Annotated in this window: 19 protein-coding genes; 6 read left to right on the top strand and 13 right to left on the bottom strand. The window is 44.6% G+C overall.

The genetic code is table 11. The features are described from left to right. Positions 1-25 precede the first annotated feature (25 nt). The 5 genes from IEW05_RS23520 to IEW05_RS23500 form a co-directional block, all read right to left on the bottom strand. A complete protein-coding gene (locus tag IEW05_RS23520; RefSeq protein WP_188542303.1) occupies positions 26-895 on the bottom strand; it encodes an inositol monophosphatase family protein in 870 nt (289 codons plus the stop codon). Positions 896-1,167: 272 nt separating this feature from the next. Then, positions 1,168-2,169 carry a UV DNA damage repair endonuclease UvsE gene (uvsE, locus tag IEW05_RS23515; protein ID WP_188542302.1) on the bottom strand — a complete coding sequence of 334 codons (1,002 nt, stop codon included), beginning with the start codon at positions 2,167-2,169 and terminating at the stop codon, positions 1,168-1,170. Next, a complete protein-coding gene (locus tag IEW05_RS23510; RefSeq protein WP_188542301.1) occupies positions 2,169-2,492 on the bottom strand; it encodes a hypothetical protein in 324 nt (107 codons plus the stop codon). Before IEW05_RS23510 ends, uvsE begins: the two co-directional genes overlap by 1 nt. Positions 2,493-2,526: 34 nt before the next feature. After that, positions 2,527-3,624, bottom strand: a complete 1,098-nt coding sequence (locus IEW05_RS23505; RefSeq protein WP_188542300.1) for a D-alanine--D-alanine ligase — start codon at positions 3,622-3,624, stop codon at positions 2,527-2,529. A 27-nt stretch (positions 3,625-3,651) separates the two neighbouring features. Then, positions 3,652-4,650 (bottom strand): amidase domain-containing protein, encoded by a 999-nt coding sequence (locus IEW05_RS23500; protein ID WP_188542299.1) that lies wholly within the window; start codon positions 4,648-4,650, stop codon positions 3,652-3,654. Between the two features lie 250 nt (positions 4,651-4,900). Here IEW05_RS23500 and acnA point away from each other — a divergent pair, with 250 nt between their 5' ends. Continuing rightward, positions 4,901-7,621 (top strand): aconitate hydratase AcnA, encoded by a 2,721-nt coding sequence (gene acnA, locus IEW05_RS23495; RefSeq protein WP_188542298.1) that lies wholly within the window; start codon positions 4,901-4,903, stop codon positions 7,619-7,621. Positions 7,622-8,009: 388 nt separating this feature from the next. Here acnA and IEW05_RS23490 read toward each other — a convergent pair whose 3' ends face one another. Genes IEW05_RS23490 through IEW05_RS23460 form a run of 7 tightly spaced genes read right to left on the bottom strand, consistent with a single transcriptional unit; the run spans position 8,010 to position 15,187 of the window. Further along, positions 8,010-9,155 (bottom strand): amidohydrolase family protein, encoded by a 1,146-nt coding sequence (locus tag IEW05_RS23490; protein WP_188542297.1) that lies wholly within the window; start codon positions 9,153-9,155, stop codon positions 8,010-8,012. Continuing rightward, entirely contained in the window at positions 9,148-10,221 is a 1,074-nt protein-coding gene (locus IEW05_RS23485; protein ID WP_188542296.1) for a pyridoxal-phosphate-dependent aminotransferase family protein, read from the bottom strand. The genes IEW05_RS23490 and IEW05_RS23485 overlap by 8 nt, the downstream gene beginning before the upstream one ends. Then, positions 10,218-10,991 (bottom strand): ABC transporter ATP-binding protein, encoded by a 774-nt coding sequence (locus tag IEW05_RS23480; RefSeq protein ID WP_188542295.1) that lies wholly within the window; start codon positions 10,989-10,991, stop codon positions 10,218-10,220. The genes IEW05_RS23485 and IEW05_RS23480 overlap by 4 nt, the downstream gene beginning before the upstream one ends. Beyond that, entirely contained in the window at positions 10,988-11,749 is a 762-nt protein-coding gene (locus tag IEW05_RS23475) for an ABC transporter ATP-binding protein (protein ID WP_229753701.1), read from the bottom strand. The genes IEW05_RS23480 and IEW05_RS23475 overlap by 4 nt, the downstream gene beginning before the upstream one ends. After that, positions 11,746-12,612, bottom strand: a complete 867-nt coding sequence (locus IEW05_RS23470) for an ABC transporter permease (protein WP_188542294.1) — start codon at positions 12,610-12,612, stop codon at positions 11,746-11,748. Before IEW05_RS23470 ends, IEW05_RS23475 begins: the two co-directional genes overlap by 4 nt. Continuing rightward, complete coding sequence (locus IEW05_RS23465; protein ID WP_229753699.1) at positions 12,609-13,598, bottom strand: ABC transporter permease; 990 nt, start codon at positions 13,596-13,598, stop codon at positions 12,609-12,611. The genes IEW05_RS23470 and IEW05_RS23465 overlap by 4 nt, the downstream gene beginning before the upstream one ends. Further along, positions 13,595-15,187 (bottom strand): ABC transporter substrate-binding protein, encoded by a 1,593-nt coding sequence (locus tag IEW05_RS23460; RefSeq protein ID WP_188542293.1) that lies wholly within the window; start codon positions 15,185-15,187, stop codon positions 13,595-13,597. Before IEW05_RS23460 ends, IEW05_RS23465 begins: the two co-directional genes overlap by 4 nt. Positions 15,188-15,340: 153 nt before the next feature. Between IEW05_RS23460 and IEW05_RS23455 the strand changes: the two genes are divergently transcribed. From IEW05_RS23455 to IEW05_RS23445, 3 genes are read left to right on the top strand one after another with little or no spacing between them, the layout of a single operon-like run. Further along, a complete protein-coding gene (locus IEW05_RS23455) occupies positions 15,341-15,739 on the top strand; it encodes a GntR family transcriptional regulator (protein WP_188542292.1) in 399 nt (132 codons plus the stop codon). Next, a complete protein-coding gene (locus IEW05_RS23450) occupies positions 15,739-16,839 on the top strand; it encodes a DUF1648 domain-containing protein (protein ID WP_188542291.1) in 1,101 nt (366 codons plus the stop codon). The genes IEW05_RS23455 and IEW05_RS23450 overlap by 1 nt, the downstream gene beginning before the upstream one ends. Before the next feature lie 46 nt (positions 16,840-16,885). Then, the gene (locus IEW05_RS23445) at positions 16,886-18,484 is read left to right on the top strand and encodes an alpha/beta fold hydrolase (protein WP_188542290.1); all 1,599 of its coding nucleotides are present in this window, start codon (positions 16,886-16,888) and stop codon (positions 18,482-18,484) included. A 90-nt stretch (positions 18,485-18,574) separates the two neighbouring features. Here IEW05_RS23445 and IEW05_RS23440 read toward each other — a convergent pair whose 3' ends face one another. Next, a complete protein-coding gene (locus IEW05_RS23440; protein ID WP_188542289.1) occupies positions 18,575-19,321 on the bottom strand; it encodes an IclR family transcriptional regulator in 747 nt (248 codons plus the stop codon). Between the two features lie 238 nt (positions 19,322-19,559). On the opposite strand from IEW05_RS23440, the gene IEW05_RS23435 reads away from it, so the two are divergent. Both IEW05_RS23435 and IEW05_RS23430 read left to right on the top strand, forming a co-directional pair. Further along, a complete protein-coding gene (locus IEW05_RS23435; RefSeq protein WP_188542288.1) occupies positions 19,560-20,570 on the top strand; it encodes an alpha/beta hydrolase in 1,011 nt (336 codons plus the stop codon). 74 nt (positions 20,571-20,644) lie between these two features. Then, positions 20,645-21,868, top strand: a complete 1,224-nt coding sequence (locus IEW05_RS23430; protein WP_188542287.1) for a Fe-Mn family superoxide dismutase — start codon at positions 20,645-20,647, stop codon at positions 21,866-21,868. Positions 21,869-21,929 lie beyond the last annotated feature (61 nt).

The following is a 21,929-nucleotide window of genomic DNA, read 5'->3' as shown; positions in this document are numbered from 1 at the left end:
ATCCCATCCATCTCAACACTAACAACTATAATCCTGTTGCATCCGCCACTTTTAGTGATTCCAATAGTTCATCGTGTATCTTTCCATTGGTTGCGACAAGATTACGGACTCCCAGATGATAGGAGTTCCCTACGGTATCACTTACCTTACCACCGGATTCTGTTACAAGTAGAACACCTGCGGCAACATCCCAAACGTTCAGTCCTACTTCATAATACCCACTAAGTCGACCCGTTGCCACATAAGCTAGATGGAGAGCAGCTGACCCCGCTGCACGAAGACTACGAACCTCTCCTGACAGAGCCGTGATTCCTTTCATATTTACCGGAAGGGCATAATCTCGATCAGGATTAAACCCAACCGCAAGGATACTATCCTCCAGGCTGCTTTCTTCGGATACTACGGACTTTTTGCCATGAATATAGGCACCCTTGCCCTTCTCAGCAACGAATAGTTCGTCCCGAATCGGGTCGTAAATCACTCCAATAATAACCTCACCTTTATACGCCAGAGCGATCGATACACAGAAATAAGGAAATCCATGAACGAAATTCGTCGTTCCGTCAATCGGGTCGACAATCCATAGATAGTCAGAACGGCTCGCCTGTGTCAACGCCTCAACTGAAGCCGCTGCCCCTGGTGCCACCCCTTCTTCTCCCAAAATTTCGTGATCTGGGAAATGAGTAAGGATCAACTTACGAATCATCGCTTCCGCGCCCTTGTCCACATCCGTAACCAAGTCTTGTGCGGAAACTTTCGTGTTCAATTCTTTAACCAATCCAAGTCTACTCTTAATCCATTCACCCGCTTTGGACGCACTGTTAATCGCTACGGCCGTCGGACTTTTACTTCCCACCACATAAGGAATTTTTGATTGGGATTCCAATGGTTTCACTCCACTTTCTATTCTATACTTTAACTTCGAATGTTATCCTACTTAAAAACTATACGTCATAGTAGAGCCAAAGTTGCGTCACTTTCTCCCCGTTAAAACATAAACAGGCTGCCTATATTCCACGTCCTTGTAAACAAAAAGTTCGTTGCCGGAGTGACAACCTAGTCCCTACGAAACGAACTTCCGTATCTGTAATAGATACCCCTTCATTCAATAACTTCATTTTGTACAACTTACCTTACTTTCCAAAGTTTATCAATAGAAAAGAGGGATTACGGAGTAATTCGTACACTTGCTTCGCCAATAATTTCTACTCCATCTCCGCCGTATTTCGCGAGGTCCGACATCAGTGCGAACAAGGCTCCATCCTTCAGCTTGGCTTCTAACATAACATCCACCCGTTCAGTTACAGGAGCAATCTGTCGCAGAAAATGAAGCAATGGTCCAGCGATAACGTAATCCGCATGTCCACGTGGATCACTTGCACTTTTGGGACTAGATGCATGGATTTTCGGTGGTAAGGGATCATCCTCTGGTGAATCAGCCTGCGCCGCCCGCGTTCTCCAAGTCTTAAGGATCCTCGGCCACAGTTCAACCGGATCCTCACCTACGTTGTTTACCCATTGATGATGAATGTCGAGTACCATAGGTATTCCTAAGGTTTCACATATTGCTAATGTCTCTGGAGCATTAAATGTTTTATCATCATTCTCAAAGGTAAGCTGTTGCTTCATGCTCTCTGAAAGGCTCCGCACAACTTCAATGAACCGTTGTCCGGCAGCAGGCTTGTCTCCATATGCCCCACCAACATGGATGTTGTTCTTGGCCCGTCCATGAAGACCCATCGCCTGAAACATAGCCATATGATGCTCCAAATCTCGAATTGAGCTCTTCAGCACCTCAGGACGCGGAGTACTGAGTACCGTGAAATGATCTGGATGAAAAGAGACACGCATCCCATGCTTCTTAACGAAATCACCCACAGCAGCAAAAGGCTCTCTAAGAGCCTCAAATGGGTTCCAATCCGCAAGGGATTGATGTGTTGCTAACGGTATAAGCTTGGATGAGAATCGATAAACCTGAATCCCATAGGCCAGATTGTGCCTCAGTAGTCGCAACGTATTCTGCAAATTCTCCGTGGATATAGTCTCAAGACGACGAAGTCCAGCTTCCCGGTCAGCCAGTCCGCTGAACGTCTTATACGTCATTGTTCTAGAAGGTGAAGCATTCCCCACGACGGTTGACATCGCGACATATCCGAAGCGAACAATCATTATCCTTCCTGTGCCTCTCCAAAGAACATTTCAAAGGCAAGTGCCGTCTGAATAGCGGACTCTTCCTCCGTTAACTGACGCACCAAATCGAGTTCTACCGATGTAACTTCTTCCCCATTAAAATTAATTTCAGATACACATGCGGTAATTTTTACGATGGCCACAGCTTTATTATCAGGGGTATAGGCTATCACTTTTTGCCCCGTTGGAAACACGCGGAAACCTTGCTTCCGCATTTTCCCTTTTCCATACTCCAGCAATTCATAAAGCTCCTGCTCACTTTTAAACTTACATACTGAGTTGAATTCCGTTTGAAAGCCCATGATCTCTTCTCCCTTTGCGCTTAAGATTTACGAGCTAATTGACACCATTCTCGAAATCAAGATTTTGACGATCTTCATAACGCTCTAACGCTAACTCAATAAGTCGATCAAGCAACGCTTCGTAAGACAGTCCAGTTTCACGCCAAAGTAATGGATACATGCTAAACGGAGTGAATCCTGGCATCGTGTTCACTTCATTAATCCATATCTTCTGATCAGACTTAGTTACAAAGAAGTCAGCGCGGCATAATCCACTGCCTACAACCGCCTTGAATGCTGTAACTGCCAGGTCACGTACACGTTCTGCGAGTTCTATATCTAGTGGAGCTGGAATCAACATTTGTGATTTGCCATCGAGATATTTAGCTTGATAATCGTAGTATTCCCCAGAAGATACAATTTCTCCAGGAACAGATGCCTGCGGCTCTTCGTTGCCTAGAACACCAACCTCAACCTCACGAGCATCAACGAATTCTTCTACCAGAACCTTAATATCATAACGGAAAGCAAGTGCTACCGAATTTAGCAGTTCTTCTCTATTTCTCGCTTTGGAAATACCTACACTTGAGCCAAGGTTGGCTGGCTTCACGAAGCAAGGATAACCTAACTTATCTTCTACGTCTTGGATCAGAGCATGACTTCCTTGTTTCCATTCGGAAGCGGTGAAATAACAATATTTACATTGTTCAAGTCCTGCGTCTGCAAATAGCTTCTTCATTACCACTTTGTCCATGCCCGCAGCAGATGACAATACTCCAGCGCCTACATACGGTAAATTTGCCATTTCAAATAATCCCTGGATCGTTCCATCTTCCCCATTAGTCCCATGAAGAAGCGGGAAAGCAACATCAATCATAGCCTTACCTGAGGCTAGCTTACCGAATAACATTTGAATAGAAGCCGTCGTATCCCCGGCTCCTTCCTCCAGTTTCAACTCTTCCAATGCAGTGAAGGGCTGAGATAATTTAGCTCCAACTCTCCATTGTCCTTGCTTAGTAATATAGAATGGAATGAGTTCATATTTATCATAATCAAACGCTTTTGAAACCGCAAAAGCTGTTTGTAGTGACACCTCGTGCTCTCCCGATTTGCCTCCATAAATTAGCCCTATGTTCAATTTGTTCTGTGCCATGGGTAACAACTCTCTTCTATTAAATAGTTAGAACCAGTCCGCGATATGAAAAAAACGGTACACCGTGTTCTCGGTCCAAGCATAGGAATCCTTGTAATCCCAGTAACGGTGTCTGCTAGGGGTAGTATGCGCGTTAACAAGGGGCATGCCGCCAGCGTCAAATGCAGTCACAATTGTACTGTGCTGGTAAGCGCCGTCTCCATCCCAATCGTATATAATTACGTCTCCAAGCTGAAGCTGCTCCGGTCGTTCTACGACTTCGGCACGTAATCCAGTAGAACTGTGTGTCAAAAAGCGTTCCAGTCCTCCAGCAACGGCCCAACTGTAACTCCAAGATTCCCGACCATTAACATAACCCTTGTACCACCAGCCCGATTCTCTTTTTCCAGTATAGTTTATTGGGGCACCGCCTGCAAAGAGGCATTGCGAGATAAAATGGGTGCAATCTACGTCGAAACTAGAAAACTCTGGATTGAAATCATTCCACCATTGATCTGCATATTGAACCGCATCCTTTCGGCGATAAGCCGTACTTCTCGCCACTCCACCAAGCAATTTTTTATTTAAAAAAGGAGCACTTAAACCGTTCTTCCCATCTTCCACCTCAGGCTCAGGTCGTGGTAATCTAAAAGCAGCATGTTTCTCCGCCACTGGTAGTTCGACCTTAGAAATAATCCAACCATCACCATCCCGCTCAAGTGTCAATCTTTGACCTTCGATGCGCTCTTCTTGATGGCGAGCTCCACCCTTGTCATAATATGTTGTCCGGAAAAGTTGTAACTCCACTTCCATCTCACTATCACGGCTCTGTATCTCACGTATCAGTTTGGCCCTTGTTTCATTTCGTAGGGGAGTAGCTCCCCTCTCCTTGTACCATTGATCCAATCTCTGTCTCCGTTCACCAAGACGTATCAAATATTCCAAATCGGTTACCACCGTGCTTTCGCTCCGGGGGCGATAATCCACTTCATCCTGATTATGTTGATTCACATAAGTAGACAATGTAATTCTCCATCCGTCCCTCACTATTCTCCGCCTCCTTTACTTTCTTTCAAATTATATGAAAGCGAAGTGCTCGGTATGTGCCTCTATAAAATGGGAAAGACGAACTCTAGTTTTCCTAAATGTAAGCCCCTTCATCTTTGAGAATATGATCATTAGATAGGCCGTAAAAGGGCAAAAAGTTCTTTACTCACCGACAGGGGAACGGTATACTGATTACAGTGAGTTTTATTTTGAAATTGTGTTTCACCTGATGAAACGAGGAGGTCCATTTATGTCAATCAAAGATTTTTCTGCGATTTCCCGCAAGTTAGAAGTGGGCGGGAAAGACTATCGTTACTACAATCTACAGGCTTTGGAAGAACAAGGACTCGGTAAAATTTCAAAACTACCTTTTTCTATTAAGGTATTACTTGAAGCCGCTGTCCGCCAATTTGATGGAAGAGCCATCACTCTTGAACATGTAAAGCAAATTGCAGGTTGGGGCGAAGGCCGTGACGAGAACAAAGAAATCCCGTTCATCCCTGCACGCATCGTGCTTCAAGACTTTACAGGAGTTCCCGTCGTAGTTGATTTAGCTGCTATGCGTGACACCGTGAAGAAATCGGGCGGAGATCCAAAACAAATCAATCCATTGGTTCCCGTTGACCTCGTCATCGACCACTCTGTAATGGTTGACGCGTTTGGTACATCGGATGCCTTGGAATATAACATGAACATTGAATTTGAGCGTAACGAAGAGCGCTATCGTTTCCTTCGTTGGGCGCAAACTGCATTTAATAACTTCCGCGCTGTACCTCCGGCAACAGGTATCGTTCACCAAGTGAATCTAGAATACCTTGCGTCTGTTGCTGCAACGAAAACAGTAGACGGGGAAACCGTCGTATTCCCTGATTCACTCGTCGGAACAGACTCTCACACAACCATGATCAACGGCCTAGGTGTTGTTGGCTGGGGTGTTGGTGGGATAGAAGCCGAAGCTGGTATGCTAGGACAACCACTTTATTTTGTAGCACCAGAAGTCATTGGCTTCAAATTAGTAGGTAGTCTTACTGAGGGCGCTACAGCTACCGACCTTGCGCTTACCGTTACACAAATGCTGCGTAAAAAAGGTGTTGTTGGCAAATTCGTAGAATTCTACGGACCTGGTCTTGCTAATATCAGCCTTGCGGATCGTGCAACTGTCGCCAACATGGCACCCGAATACGGCGCTACGATTGGTTATTTCCCTGTAGACCACGAAACACTAGCCTACTTGCATAGTACTGGCCGCTCCGAAGAGCAAATTGCTCTAGTGGAAGCTTATTATCGTGCTCAAGGTATGTTCCGTACAAATGAGACGGAAGATCCAGAATTCAGTGACCTGATTGAGTTGGATCTTGCCTCTGTTGTACCAAGTCTTGCAGGACCTAAGCGTCCACAGGACCGCATTGAGCTTAGTGAAATGAAAGAAAGCTTTAACGGAATTATCCGCACTCCGGTCGAAAAAGGTGGATACGGCCTCAGTGATGAGAAAATAGAACAAAAAGTTACCGTAAAACATCCAAATGGAAATACGAGTGAATTTGGTACGGGTGCAGTTGTTATCGCAGCTATTACAAGCTGTACAAACACTTCAAACCCTAGCGTTATGGTTGGTGCCGGATTGCTTGCTAAGAAAGCAGTCGAACGTGGACTGAAGAAACCTGATTATGTGAAGAGTAGCTTAACACCAGGTTCCCTTGTCGTAACGGAATACCTGAACAAAGCTGGACTGATCGAGCCACTTGAAGCACTTGGATTCCATGTAGCAGGTTATGGATGTGCTACTTGCATCGGTAACTCTGGCCCACTTCCTGATGAGGTGAATGCAGCTATCGCTGATAACGATCTTACTGTAGCCGCTGTACTCTCAGGTAACCGGAATTTTGAAGGTCGTGTTCATGCCCAAGTGAAAGCCAATTACCTGGCTTCTCCTCCACTCGTTGTTGCTTACGCATTAGCTGGAACAGTCAATATCGATTTGCAGAATGATCCGATCGGTTATGATTCAAATGACCAGCCGGTATATTTGAAGGACATCTGGCCGTCTTCCGCTGAAATTAAGGAAGCCATCAACCAATCCCTCAGTCCGGAAATGTTCCGCAGCAAATATGAGAATGTATTCACTCAAAATGAACGTTGGAACTCCATTCCAGTTCCTGAAGGTGAATTGTATGAGTGGGATGAGAAATCGACCTACATTCAGAATCCACCGTTCTTCGAGAAAATCGGGGATGGACTACAAGATATCGCTGATATTCGTCATGCTCGTGTCCTTGCTCTACTCGGGGACTCTGTGACAACAGATCATATCTCTCCGGCTGGTAGCATTACGCCAACTAGCCCTGCTGGTATTTACTTGAATGAGCATGGAGTTGCTCGTAAAGATTTCAACTCCTATGGATCCCGTCGTGGTAACCATGAAGTGATGATGCGTGGTACCTTCGCGAACATCCGGATCCGTAACCAGGTCGCTCCAGGTACTGAAGGTGGCATTACGAAATATCTACCTACAGATGCCCTCATGTCCATTTATGACGCTTCGATGAATTACCAAGCGAATGGACAGAATCTCGTCGTTATCGCCGGTAAAGAGTACGGCACAGGCAGCTCCCGTGACTGGGCAGCCAAAGGAACCTATCTGCTTGGCGTCAAAGCCGTTATTGCTGAAAGTTTCGAACGGATTCACCGTAGTAACCTCGTTGGTATGGGCGTTCTTCCGCTCCAATTCCAAGAGGGACACGGTTGGAAAACCCTTGGCATCGATGGCACGGAGACCTTTGATATCGTTGGCCTTAGCAATGATGTGAAACCTGGTCAAACCTTGACCGTTATCGCTACCCGTCAAGATGGAACTCAGTTTGAATTCCCAGCGATCGCTCGTCTGGACAGCATGGTTGACGTAGACTACTACTACAATGGTGGTATTCTGCAAACCGTATTGCGTCAAATGATTCAAGGTGACGTGAAGTAAATAGTGCCAGAAAAAATGCATAACGTAGATCAATGGACGCTACGCTTCTTCAGAACAATTCCGTCCACTCCCGCTATGATCTACAGTTACCTCTTTAATTAGCATGCACTAATTACAGTTTAGAGGCTGATATAACAAGAAAATGTCCCATGAGCCATGAAAAGGCTTATGGGACATTTTTTATGTTCTTTTCCTGAAATCAGTGCTTGTAATAACAGAATATCAGTGGAGTTTTGAAGGAATGTGGACAAGCGAAGCGTTCGCCTTTAAGTGAGAATTTCAACCAATAATTCGTATATTCAGGAAATTCTCATTAACAGCGATGGTAACATCCTTCAAAAACGTAACGTTTCTTCTCGTTTTACTATATCAAGCTCTGATCTCGCCATTATTCTAATTCTGTCGCACCTCTAATTACCGACACAATACTGTTCTGTAATGCTTGTGCATCTTGTGACTTCAATGGGTCAGCATCAAAAATGACGGCATCCGCAATGAAGTTTTCTTCTATACGGCCAAGGCTGTTTCCATAGCCTAAGATTTCAGCAGCGGTCTCGGTAGCAGCTTGCCAAGCCTCTTTACGAGTTAATCCACAGTCGATTAAAGTGTCCAGTTCTGCGAGGTTGCTTCCATGCAGCGCAGGTGTGGCATAATCCGTACCGAATCCCATTCGTACTCCTGCACTTTTGGCGTAGCTAATGGCTTTAGGGTGAGCTTCGGCGGCACGAGCAGCGCGATCACAAATCTCACTGTTCAGAGCAAGAACCCCTGCTGGGTCAGCGGCAATCCGATAGATGGAAGCCGTTGGTACAAATGCAGTCCTTGATTGAGCCAGCTGACCTGCTTGAGCCTCAGTCATGTACATCCCGTGTTCAATCGACTCCACACCAGCATGAACTGCCCAATCCACAGTTATTCCGCCCCAGGTATGGACCAGAACTTTTACGCCCCGTGCATGTGCGCTACTCACAATAAAGGAGAACTCTTTCTTAGAAAAAGTCGGGTTCAGCACGGTATCTGGCGGTGAACCCAGTCCTCCCGTTGCAAGGATCTTAATCCAGCTTGCCCCGGAATGAACAATTTCTGTTACTCGCCGTTCCAAATGCTTAAGGCCTTGTGCATCTCCAGCTCCAAGCATATCGCCACAAGTGTGGACTCTTAAAGGCTGACTGTAATACTTCCCTATATGCTGGGCAGTACTAGGCAATAGTCCGCCTGCATCCCGCACTGTAGTTACTCCAGCTCGCAAGGTTGCCTCAAAGGCTTGCGCTTGCATGGCTTCTATTTCTAGTTCATCACGCTTCAACTGATCATCATGATCAAAATCCGTCCAAGCTAAATGGGTATGAAGATCAATTATGCCGGGAGAAATCCATAAATCTTTGCTAGGGCTGTTCGATTGAGTTTGCGAGTTAATACTCTCGACGATGGACGAAAAGCGACCGTTCTTTATCGTTATATCAAACCGTTTCCCATCAATTCCCGCAATATATATATTCTGAAATGACTGCTCTTCTAGTAATTCATTATTCATGTTCATTCTCCCAAATCAACTTTTGAGCAGCAATTGCAATAGAAGGTTCTTGCTGCACAAGCTTTGCCAACGTTGTAAGTGCCTCTTCAACGCTGTGCTGATTGGCATTAACGCCGAAATGATTAATACGCAAAAGCTTATTATACAGTTGTCCATCTCCTGGAGCGACAATGCCTATAGGCTCTCCGATCATAAGACGATCGCCATCGCCTTCAGGAATCCGAATCGTAGTAGTCAAAGGAGAATAACCGTTGCTGTTTCGCTGCCACGGTTCAAGACCCAAGTCTTTAATTCCAGCGATTAAAGCTGCTGATGCTAAACGATGACGGCGATTGACTGCATCTAAGCCTTCTTTCTCAATAAGTGTAAGTGCTTCTATTAAGGCCCTAGCCTCTAACACAGGAATGTTTGCTGGAACTCGAAATGGAGTTGTACTGTGAGCAGGACGTCTCAGGTCAAGTAAAGAAAGAATTGAATTGCGTGGCGCACGTTCGTTCGAACCTAGAAACTCCCAACCACGTAGGGAAATGCCCACGGAACTGATCCCGTTAGGACCGGAAAGTGCTTTTTGCGCACCAATAGCTACAAAATCAATGCCCCATTCATCCATAAGTACTGGCTCTGCTCCAATCGCCGAAACAGAATCGATCACAGTAATAATGTTTGATTGACGAGCAAGCTCTAGTATTGCCTTTGTCGGGTTAGAACCCCCTGTCACCGCTTCTCCCTGCACGAAAGAAAGTGCGCAAGGATTATATCGTTCAATCGCTGTGGCGACTTCATCTACAGTAATTACTTCATCAAAAGAAACTTTAACCTCAATAACTTCTGCACCACCACGTTCGAGCCACTTTCCGAAAATATCTCCATAAGGGCCTGTCACAATGTTTAGAATCGTGCGGCCGGGTGCTGATATACCTGCTGCTATGGCTTCAATTCCTAAGATAGCCTCACCAGGTATGATTACCGGGGACTCTTGTGTGGATAGGAGCTTGGAGAGCAATTGTGTGAGTCTATCAAACTCATTTATGGGTAAGGGTAAATAGCCTTTATTAACTTGGCTCATGAGATACCTCCTGATGTGTTGGACATTGGCATTTTAGGAACAGCGGATAATAACTCGCGACTATAAGACGTTTTGGGGTTAGAAAAAAACTGTTCTTTTGAGTTGATCTCAACCAGCTTGCCCTGCCGCATGACAGCAACATTATCGCTTATAGCATGAATAACTCCCAGATCATGAGAGATGAATAGCATCGTAAGATTAAACTCTGATTTGAGCATGTTAAAGAGTTCTAGCATACTCAGTTGTACCGAAACATCCAGGGCGCTCGTAGGTTCATCTGCGATAAGTACACTTGGCTCAACGCTTAATGCCCGGGCAATCGCTATCCGCTGACGTTGACCTCCGGAGAATTCATGAGGGAATCTACCAAGCGCCCTTTCGTCCATATGAACTCGCGTCAGAAGTTCCTTACATCTCTTCTCCACTCCAGCGCGATCGACAATTTTATGAAACAGCAGTCCTTCTGCAAGGATCTGCCTGATTGTATGTTTAGGATTGAGTGAAGAGTCTGGGTTTTGAAAGATCATTTGGATCATTTTATGTTGCTCACGACTTCTTTTCTTGCCTAATACTTGTGAACCCAGTATGACTTGTCCCTCATTTGGAGGAATCAGACCCGCTATTACTCGCGCAAGAGTAGACTTACCTGAACCCGATTCACCTACAAGCCCGAGTGTGGTGTGCTGTTGAAATTCCAAGCTTACTTTGTCCAGTGCTGTAAACTCACCATAGTTAACCGTTAAATCTTCTATCTGTAATGCCATCTTCATGCACCCGTGCCCCTTTCGAAATCCGGTAAAGGAAGCACCGAATTTATAAGCATCTGCGTATACGGATTTTGTGGGTTCTGTAAGAGACTTAAAGAGTCGGCACGTTCGACGATCTGCCCCTCTTTCATAACACAAAGTTTTGAACACATGGAAGAAGCAATGGCAAGATTGTGAGTGACAAACACAATAGCAAAACCCAGTTCTTGTTGAAGACTTGTTATAATTTCAATGATTTGCTGTTGAACTGTTACGTCAAGCGCTGTGGTCGGCTCATCACACAGCAGTATGCCCGGCTTACACGCTAAAGCCATAGCGATTACAATACGCTGGCACTGACCACCTGACAGTTGGCTCGGGTACCGGTCTTTTTGCTTTAGAGAATCGGGAAGTCCCAGCATCTCCAGCAACTCCAGAGCAATGGTGCGCGAAGCCTTCCGGCTAACTTTCTGTCTGTAGTACACAACCTCAGCTAGCTGCTTAACAACCGGGCAAAGCGGGTCAAGCGCACCTCTCGGATCTTGAAAGATCATTGCCGCTCTGACATCACATTTGATGTCTCCACTGACTTGCTCCACACCACGAGGAAGTAATCCTATAATGGAGCGCAAGGTGAGCGATTTCCCTGAACCGGATTCGCCTACAATCCCCAAGCTTTCGCCCTTTCCAACGGTAAGACTTACGTTCGTAAGTATTTGCTTATTTGATTTCGTAACGAGCGACAGATCTTTTATTTCCAATATGGGACTCGTAGACATCATTTTTTCCTCCATAAATCTGCCAAACCATCACCCACAAGGGATAACGCTATTCCCGTATATACGACCGCCAATCCTGGTACTGCTGAAAGCCACCAAGCGGTTGTAATAAAGGACTGTCCATCTGAAATCATCGTCCCCCAATCCGGAGTTGGCGGTGCAATACCGATCCCGAGATAACCTAGCGTAACAATAGCTACAAGCAAACCAACCATATCCGTCATAAGTACAACCACCGCTTGCGGTAATACATTGGGTAAAAGATGCCGCAAAATGATTTTTACCCCTGGAATCCCCATCGTTTGGGCAGCTGCAATCCACTCCTGCTTACGAAACGATGCGCTAAGCCCCCTAGTTACGCGTGCAAATACGATCCAACCCACCAAGATAAATGTAATATATATGCCTCGTTGGCCCGCACCACTGGCAAAAGCCACAATAATAACGATCAAATAGAAAGGGAAAGCAATAAAGGTATCTGTCACCAGTGAAATGATTGTATCTACCCATTTACCGTAATACCCAGCAAGCATCCCCAGAAACACACCTGTGCAAAAAGGTATAATCTCCGCCAACACCATGATTTTCAAATCGGTCCGCGCTGCATATATAAGCCTCGTAAATAAATCACGCCCTAATTGATCTGTCCCCAGCCAGTGCTGAGATGAAGGGGGCTGTAAAATAGCGTACAGATTTTGCTCGGAAGGCTGATAAGGGCTAATAAACGGCGCGAATACAGCTATGCCTATGAGGAATACAAGCATGATGCTTCCAACAAGAAGGGTTGGAGTGTTTATTATCTTCCTTATAAAGCTTTTACTTTTATCGTCCGCCAACAATTGAGGGTCTAATAGTGTAGTGTTCATTGTTTTCCTTTCGTCCTGGGATCAAGCCACCAGGAAGCGATTTCGATCAGGAGGCTGATGATGACCACAGAAATCGCACAATAAAGAGCTATTCCTTGTATAACTGGAAAGTCCCGTTTTGAAATGGCTGAAAAAAGCAAACTGCCGATACCTTTGATACCAAATACCTGTTCAACGACCAAGGTGCCACCGATCAGATAAGAGATGTTAACACCAAGAAGCATAAGCGTAGGAAGCGCAGAATTGCGCAGAACATGCTTCATCAGAATAACCCTGTTTGGTATGCCTGCCGCCTTCAAGGTGACCACAAAATCAGATTCAAGAACTTCCAGCATCTGCGCTCTTAGTGAACGAACAAGTGTAGGGATCTGTGAAAATGCTACCGTTATTGCAGGAAGTGTAAGACTGTATAAAGTTCCAGTCCACCCTTCACCAACTCCTCCGACAGGAAACCACCCTAACCTAACGCTAAGTACCAAAATCAGCAGCAGTCCAACCCAAAAGATCGGCATACCGAGCGTTATTGTCGGAAAGATGCGTATCAAATGATCGAGCAGTCTGTCTTTGTGCGTTGCTGCTAGCGTCGCAAGCACAAGCGAGACTAGGATTGCTACAAGACTAGCCATCGCTATAAGCAGTAGCGTAACAGGAGCGCGATCCGCAATCAATTCTCTTGTGGAGGTTCCCCAAGTAATCGAAGCTCCGGTATCGCCATTTGTAAATAGATTTTGCACAAAGCGAAGGAACTGTTCCCAAAGTGGAAGATCCAGCCCGAGAGTATGGTGCATACTCTCGATAGCTTCTGGAGTACTATATTCCCCCAGAATCATTTTGGCGGGATCTCCGGGCACAATCCTAATAATGAAAAAGACTGCCACCGCCACACAGATGATGACTGCAACCGCTCTGATAAGAGCAAGAATGAGCCATCTGTATGGCGAATTAATGTCTGCAGATTTTTTTAATAAACTACTGGATTTAATCATTTTAGATGAACATCTTCAAAGCGAAGGCTACCGTTAGGAAGTACAACTAAACCTTCAACAGATGAACGAACACCTTTCAAAATATCAGGGTAATAAAGAGGGATATAGGGTACTTCATCAGCAAGGATTTGTTGAAGATTGGCATATACATCTCCGCGCTCTGTCCCATCAAGCGTTTTTTGGCCCTCGTTCAGAAGTTTGGTAACTTCATCGTTCGTATAATGAGTCCAGTACGACTTGCTAAAGCCATTTGGATCTGTCTGGAATGCTAGAATCGAATTCGCTTCTGGAGAATCAGCCTGCCCACTGTTGAGCATTGCAGAGAAATCATAAGCGAAGAAACGCTCACGGAAAGAAGCTAGTTCAATAGATTCAATCTCAATATTTATGCCGATACTTTTACCAGCCGCTTGAATGATCTGTGCCTCTTGAGCTCTTGTGCTGTTTCCAGATGCAATCAGTAATTTAGTGGAGAAACCACTAGGAAACGCAGATTTGGCAAGCTCTTCTTTAGCCGCATTCACATCATAGTTCAATGCTTTAATCGTATCATTTGTATTATAAGGAATGGCTGGTGGCAACAGCGAATTTGCTACTTGTGCATAGCCAAAGGTAAGTGCGTTGGTCAATCCTTCACGATCAAGTGCTAGTGCCAACGCACGGCGAACGTGTATATCAGAAAAATGCTCATCCAGCGTATTGAAGAACAACTGCTCTGTTACCCAGCTACCATTGGTCACCACTGTAGTGTCAGCGCCTTGTTTTATTTCGTTAGCATTCTCAAGAGCCAATGACTCAATCGCATCTACCTCGCCAGCCTTAAGCTGATTGATAGCTTGGCTGTCATCTTCAATAAGCTTGTAGACAAGCTTGTCGATATATGGCTTACCTTCCTGCCAATAGTTTGAATTTTTGCTGAACGTAAGATCACCAGCGGGATCCCATTTTTCAACAACGAAAGGGCCCGTGCCAATAGGGTTCTTGAAAAATTCTTCCTCAGAGACACCGCCAAAATTATCTGGGATTATGCCATTAGAGAAATTCGTGAGCTCTGAAATGAATGGAGTGTACGGTTCTTTAAGTGTAATCACAAAGGTCTTGTCATCTTGATCCTTAAGCGAAGCAACCTGAGCCGCAATGGCTAGAGGGCCGCCAACATCTAAATGCCGCTGAATCGAGAAAACCGCATCTTTAGCAGTAACCTCCGTTCCATTTGAAAACTTCAAACCATCGCGTAAAACAAATGTATAAGTTAAACCATCTTCACTAATACTGTGTGACTTTGCAAGCCAATCAATAATCTCTCCATCACTGTTAAATGTGATTAGCGGTTCAAATACTTTATCAATGGCAAAAGCATTGTTTGAGGTAATCTGATTATGTAGATCAAACGAGTTTACAGAAGCGGGACGCCCATACGTAAAAGTCCCCCCATTAACAAGTTGATCTGCATCGGTACCTGGATTAGCACCTTTATTTTGATCTGGAGTATCTTTAGATCCAGAACATCCTGCTACAAAAACTAATAAAAGAATCAATAACGGCCCCACCAAGAACGGTTTTCTTAGAAATGAATTTAATTTTGACATGCCATTCCCTCCCCTTACTATATAAATCTTATATGTTTAGTATGGATTATATTATCTGCCAATCCACTTAAGCTGTCAATACAAAAAGATTGCGTCTGCGTTATATAACTGTTATATTATAACTATAACAGCTAGATTAAAGGAGGTGCCCCTTTGATTATTGAACTTGATATGCAATCAGAGGTTCCAATATACACACAACTAGTGAATCAAATTATTGAAGGGATTGCCAGCGGACGATTACAACTTGGCGAACCACTCCCTTCCGTTCGTAGTCTCGCTGCCGACATCGGTGTTAATCTTCATACAGTTAACAAGGCATACACCTTACTCAAACAGGATGGATTTATTCAGGTTCACCGTCAGAAAGGTGTCGTCATCCAACCCGATGGTATGCCGCCGGTAACAACTGAATACTCTGACAAACAGTACAGAGAGCTCAAGCCCATCGTCGCTGAAGCGATTTGCCGAGGAATGAGCAAGGAAGAGCTCCTTCGGGTTGTGGAGCATATACACAAAGAAATAACACACGACAGAAAGGAAGATTCATAATGCAAATAGTATCTGCCTTTATCTTAATCCTGCTATTTGCCCCGATTTCCATCATGCTCGCTTTCATGCCTTATTTAACGAGAGAAACGGTCAGTTTCGGGGTTTCTGTTAGTGAAGAGCACTATCGTAGTGATCTTCTTCGCGGGATGCGTAAGACCTTCGCCTCCATTAGCTGTATCATCTACGGCATTTTGTTCATCATTGGCTTAATCGGATTATTGAACACCACAGGAGAACTAGGTCAAGGCATAACGCTTGGTGTGTGCATAATTGGTATGATATTGGTATCTACGATCCTAAATCTCATCTTTTATTTCAAAATGAAGCAACTCAAACCGTCTCTTCCCCCAGGCCCCACGAATAAAACGTTCATTGCTGTAGATACCAACTTTCGCAGGCAGAAGCTCGCTGTATCTAATAAATGGTTTCTCATTCATTTCGCTATAACTGTAATCTGTGCGATCTTCGTCTTTGCTAATTACGACCGAATCCCAGATACGATCGCAATGAAATTTGACTTTCAAGGTAATGTTGTACGCACCGCTGCCAAGTCCATGTGGACTGTTCTGTTTCCAAGTATCATGCAATTAATCATGATCTTAATGTTCCTGTTGATAAACCGCAGTATTTCTAGCAGCAAACAACAAGTCCACGCTGCAAATCCAGAACAATCCGTTAGACAAAACATCATTTTTCGTCGCAGATGGTCCATGTTCACATTGATCTCCTCGTTTGCAATGATCATCCTGTTCACCTTGATTCAGTTTAATATGATGTATCCACAAAGTATAGAGATCATCATGTTCGTTAGTGTTCTTATTCCTATCTTCATTGTCCTATTCGCTCTAGTTCTCTCGATTACTACCGGGCAGGGCGGAAGCCGAATTGGTCGTTCAAAGGTTGGTTCGCCTATACAACCCGTGAACGATGATGCCTATTGGAAGCTCGGTGTTGTATATTTTAACCCCCAAGACCCAGCCATTTGGGTTGAGAAAAGATCAGGAATTGGCTGGACTGTTAACTTCGCAAACCCTAAGGGCTGGCTCATGTTAATTGGAATTATCGTCATCATTGTTGCAGTCTCCTTTTATAAAGGTTAACTGCAAATGCATATATACTCTCAATTCATTTTAATAGGAGGAAATTATGTCAAAGAATAAAAAATTACATTTAGTCGCAACTACTGCAATGGCACTTTCACTTACCTTACCTGCTATTTCAGCCTTCGCTGACCCAGCGCAAAGTGGAACTGCAATAGCGCCTGTTCGGGAAGTGGCCGCCAAGCTTGGAGCCAATGTTACTTGGGATCAAAGCAAACAAAGTGTTACCATCACGAAGGATAATCATGTTCTCGTGCTTCAAGTCGGCGACAGCAAAGCATTAATTGACGGGCAGTCCATTAACCTGAGTAAGCCAGTACGGCTCGTCCAAGGTCATGTTCTAATTGAAGAAGACGTTATTGCTAATGCATTATCAGTTAAAGTAAGCACCGATACAGCAGACCTTTTTCTTGAACTATTAAAATCAGGTGATGGAGCCAAAGCTGCAGAGTATGTTAGTCCAACCATGTCTGCCGCTATCCCTTCAGCTTTACTGGATCAATTATGGAGAAGCTGTGAGGCCCAGTTCGGTAAGGCTACAGAACAGGTTGCTAAGAGCGAGAGCAGCAACGCTATTCATCGAAATGTTACCTATACTTTCAAAAGCACCATCCCGTTTGACCTAACGTTACGGTTAAATCCTTCGGGCCAAATTGACGACCTGTACCTTGGTGTAGCCTCAGCTTCACTTTATCAAAAACCATCCTATGATAACGCCGCTTCATATACAGAACAGGAGATAGTCGTAGGTGAGGGGGCCCTCGCATTGCCTGGAACACTCACTATGCCTGTTGGCAAAGGTCCTTTCCCGGCGGTTGTGTTAGTTCATGGATCAGGAACGAATAACCGCGATGAAGCCATCGGCGGAGCCAAGCCATTTCGCGACATTGCGGCGGGACTCGCATCTCAAGGTATTGCCGTACTGCGTTATGATAAAGTAACCTATGAGCACACCTTTGCTGTAGCATCAAATCCCAAATTCACATTGAAGAATGAAACGGTAGATGATGCCATTTTGGCTGTGAAATTGCTCAAAGAAACTGCCAACATTGATGCTTCACGCATCTTTGTAGCTGGACATAGTCAGGGTGGCCTTGCTATGCCTCTAATATTAGATGCTGACAAGAATGGTGATATAGCCGGCAGCATTCTCTTAGCCGGACCTAGTGACACATTCATTAATACCATGGAAGATCAGCAAGCAGAGTTTATTTCTCGCCTCAAAGAGTTGGGTCAAGATACGACGCCTATGATTCAAAATGCCACGCTACTTAAATCCATGGCAGACATGTTAAATGATCCGCAATATTCATTGGATAACTTACCAGCCAATTTCCCGTCACAACCTGCCTATTGGTGGTTTGAACAAAGAGGTTATAAACCATCTGACCTAGCCAAGAAACAAACCGGCCATATGCTAGTCTTACAGGGAGAGAACGACGTCCAAGTAACAATGAGACAATACGAAGGCTGGAAAACGGCGCTTAAGGACCGGAAAGACGTCGAATTTAAATCGTATCCAAAAGTAAATCACCTACTGGCAGAATACGATGGTATCTCCGTTGCCGCAGAATATAACGCACCCTCCAATGTTTCTAAATCTATTATTGACGACATCGCCGCTTGGATTCAAAAGATAAAATAACATCATTCCTCACTCTAATATTGCATTAGGGGGTATCCCTAGTAGATTTATCTACTAAGGATACCCCCTTAACTATTTTAAAGCTTCATGTTAGGAATGTATCATCATACCCATCTCCCGCGCCGCTTCGATCAGCACTGGACTAAATTCTATCAGCGTCTGTGGTGACAGCCGACTTACAGGACCTGATAGAGATAGAGCCGCTGCGATGTTTCCTCTTCGATCAAAGATCGGTGCGGAGACAGCTGCCGCTCCAGGCTCCCGTTCCTCATAGCTTGTCGCATAACCTAGTTTACGTATTTCCTGCAGTTGGGACACATATACCTCACGGTCGATTGAGGGTGGCCATTCAGGGTCGTCCAGTACTGCTTTCAACACTGCTTCATCGGCATAAGCAACAAGTACCTTACTTGAGGCTCCCACATATAACGGTAATCTCGCACCAACAACAGCGACCCGTCGGATGGCCTGATTACTCTGTACGGCCCCAATTCTTAACCGATCAATACCATCTCGTAAGTATAAACTAACCGTCTCACCTAAGCGGTCCCGTAGCCGCTCCATCTGTGGAAGCAACAGTATAGCGGGATCATCATTTTGTGATAAATGCGCCGACAATTCCCATACCTTCAATCCAAGAGAATATTTCTCCGTCGACGCGTCACGAATAACAAAACCTTTCTCCTCAAGTGTAGTCAGAAGCCTATGCACCGTACTTTTGTGTAACCCAATTCTCCCTGCAATTTCTGTCAGCCCAAGGTCGCTCCCCTTGGTAAAACACATCAATATATCAAGCGCCCGCTCAACAGCGCGAACCGTTAATTTCCGGTCTTCCATTTGGCAATTCTCCCCCTAGAGTTTCACTGGATGAAACATGGTTACATAAATTATATGGAAAACGCTCCATTCCGTCAATTAGGTACTAAACCAACCTTATTCATTGACTTTGTTAGATGCTAGTTTTACGATAGTTTTATACTAAATTTTCTTTTATTCGACATAACCAGACTAAATTTTTAAGTACTCTACTCATATAATTAAAATATAATATAAATTTTGAATTGGAGGAGAGAACATGAATCAGACAACCCAGACCCGTCTCCCCCTACATTCCGATTTAAATGATACCGGACTTACAACGCGGCATTTTAGCATCAAACATATCATTGTCGCATTCCTACTATCCGTCCTGTTCTTTTTCATATTTTGCTTTGTTTCCTTACACGGCTACATTGCCTGGGTGCTCTCTAATCCTACTGTAGCTCCGCTATACTCGAATCCAATGCTATCCAAGAATTTAGAATATGTAGATGTTACGTTCCCCGCGGCAGACGGTAGTAGACTCATGCAGGGCTGGTATATTCCGGCGGAGGAATCAAAGAAGACGATCATATTCAGTCATGGATACGGTGCAAATCGTGAAGAAACCTGGGTACCTATGTATGATTTGGCTCACTTCGCACATCGTTTGAACTTTAACGTACTCATGTTCGACTACGGATTCGCCGCTCAGAACAGTAAAGAAGTAGCTACAGGTGGTAAAAAAGAAGCCGAACAACTCCTCGGTGCCATCAAACTATCTAAACAACTTGGAGCAGAGGAACTCGTCGTTTGGGGCTTCTCTATGGGCGCCGGAACGGCACTACAAGCCGCTTTAACCAGTCAGGATATCGATGGGATGATTCTCGATAGCACCTTCTTGCTAGAGCCAGATACGATGTATCACAACATTCGTCAACATATTGATCTACCACGTCACCCTTCACTGGAAATCATCGGAATGCTGCTACCAGCACTGAATGGCACCAGCCTGCGCCAAATTCCATATCCAGAAGTCAAATCCAAGGATTATCCTTTCCCGACACTATTTATACATGGAACCGAAGATGAGAAAGCACCTTATCCAATCGCAGAGCAACTGGCTGCCAATCAGACTAACTCCAATTCTGGGGTATGGATTGTGGATGGATCCCATCACGAAATGATATTCCGAGAACATCCGAAAGAGTATTTGCGTAAAGTATCTAACTTCCTAAGTAACATCGGTTTATCTGAGCAGAATAACAATAATCTAGGGCTCAATTAACAATTAGCAGTAGCATAGGCCAAACCTTCTTTCGAATAAGTATTTAAGAGCTTATTAAATTAGGAGGTTACCCGATGCTATTTGTTTACGGGCCTTATTTACCTGTCCGCATTTTAGAAGAGATCCGTTTCTGGAAAGGACAAGAAAAAGAGCATACCGAGGTCATTAAAGCAATTGTTCCTAATCTTGAGATGTGTTACGTAAAACTTCTAGATGATTGGGAGAAAGTATTTGCAGCTACAGAGCATGCCGCTCATACCTTATTGCAATATGGATTGTCTGGAGAACAAGCGGCTTGTAATCCATGGTTAATCCAACAGACTGAACAGCTTATTAAAACATCTTGTCGGCAATCTCATGAATTCATAAGACAACTGTATTGCATGATGGAGCAAAGTGCCGCTGTTAGAAGTGTTCCACTGGCTAATACAGTACTGTTGCATATTATCCGCGAATCAGAGTATTTCATTTGCGTACTCGAAACGCTCAATCGTCCAGGAGAACTTGGTCGCAACGTGACCGGTGTTCCTCCGATTCTCGACCCTCATAATCTTGCCTTGAATGAACATCCTCAGATTGATCAAAATGTCGAATTGGACATTGTTGAAGCAGTTGAAGTACGCAAAGATACAAACTCAGAAGAAACTGATCCTGACCCTGATCCTAATCGGCCCGTACCCATTGGCGGACACACCCTTCCCCCACTTCCTTATCCCTACAATGCACTGGAACCTTATATTGACGAAAAAACGATGCGTATTCACCATGACAAACACCACAAAGTCTATGTTGATGATTTAAACAAAGCCGAGAAAAAGCTTCAGGAAGCTCGTAAATCGGGTAATTTCGATCTCGTGAAACATTGGGAGCGTGAACTAGCATTTAACGGAGCAGGACATTATCTGCATACGATCTTTTGGGATACGATGAGTCCTAAGGGAGGCGGTAAGCCGGAAGGTGAGTTACTAGAACAAATCAAACGGGATTTTGGTAGCTATGAAGCTTTCCATGATCAGTTCTCGAAAGCTGCTGAAAAGGTTGAAGGCGGGGGATGGGCTGTTCTCGTTTGGAGTCCACGCAGTCATCGCTTAGAAATACTGACGGCGGAGAAACATCAAAACCTCTCTCAGTGGGACATTGTCCCCCTACTTCCTTTGGATGTATGGGAACACGCTTATTACCTGAAACATCAGAATGAACGACCAAAATATATTACTGACTGGTGGAACGTCGTTTATTGGCCTGAGGTAGCAAAACGTTACGACGAAGCCAAGAAATTAATATGGGAACCGTTCTGACACAGAGACACTATAAATAAAAAGAGGTTGACGATAGAATATTGATATTCCTCTCGTCAGC

Origin of the sequence: Paenibacillus segetis (assembly GCF_014639155.1) — a bacterium.
Classification (GTDB): Bacteria; Bacillota; Bacilli; order Paenibacillales; family Paenibacillaceae; genus Fontibacillus; species Fontibacillus segetis.
The sequence above is the reverse complement of the archived record's forward strand: the minus strand, read 5'-3'. Positions and strand labels throughout refer to the sequence as shown.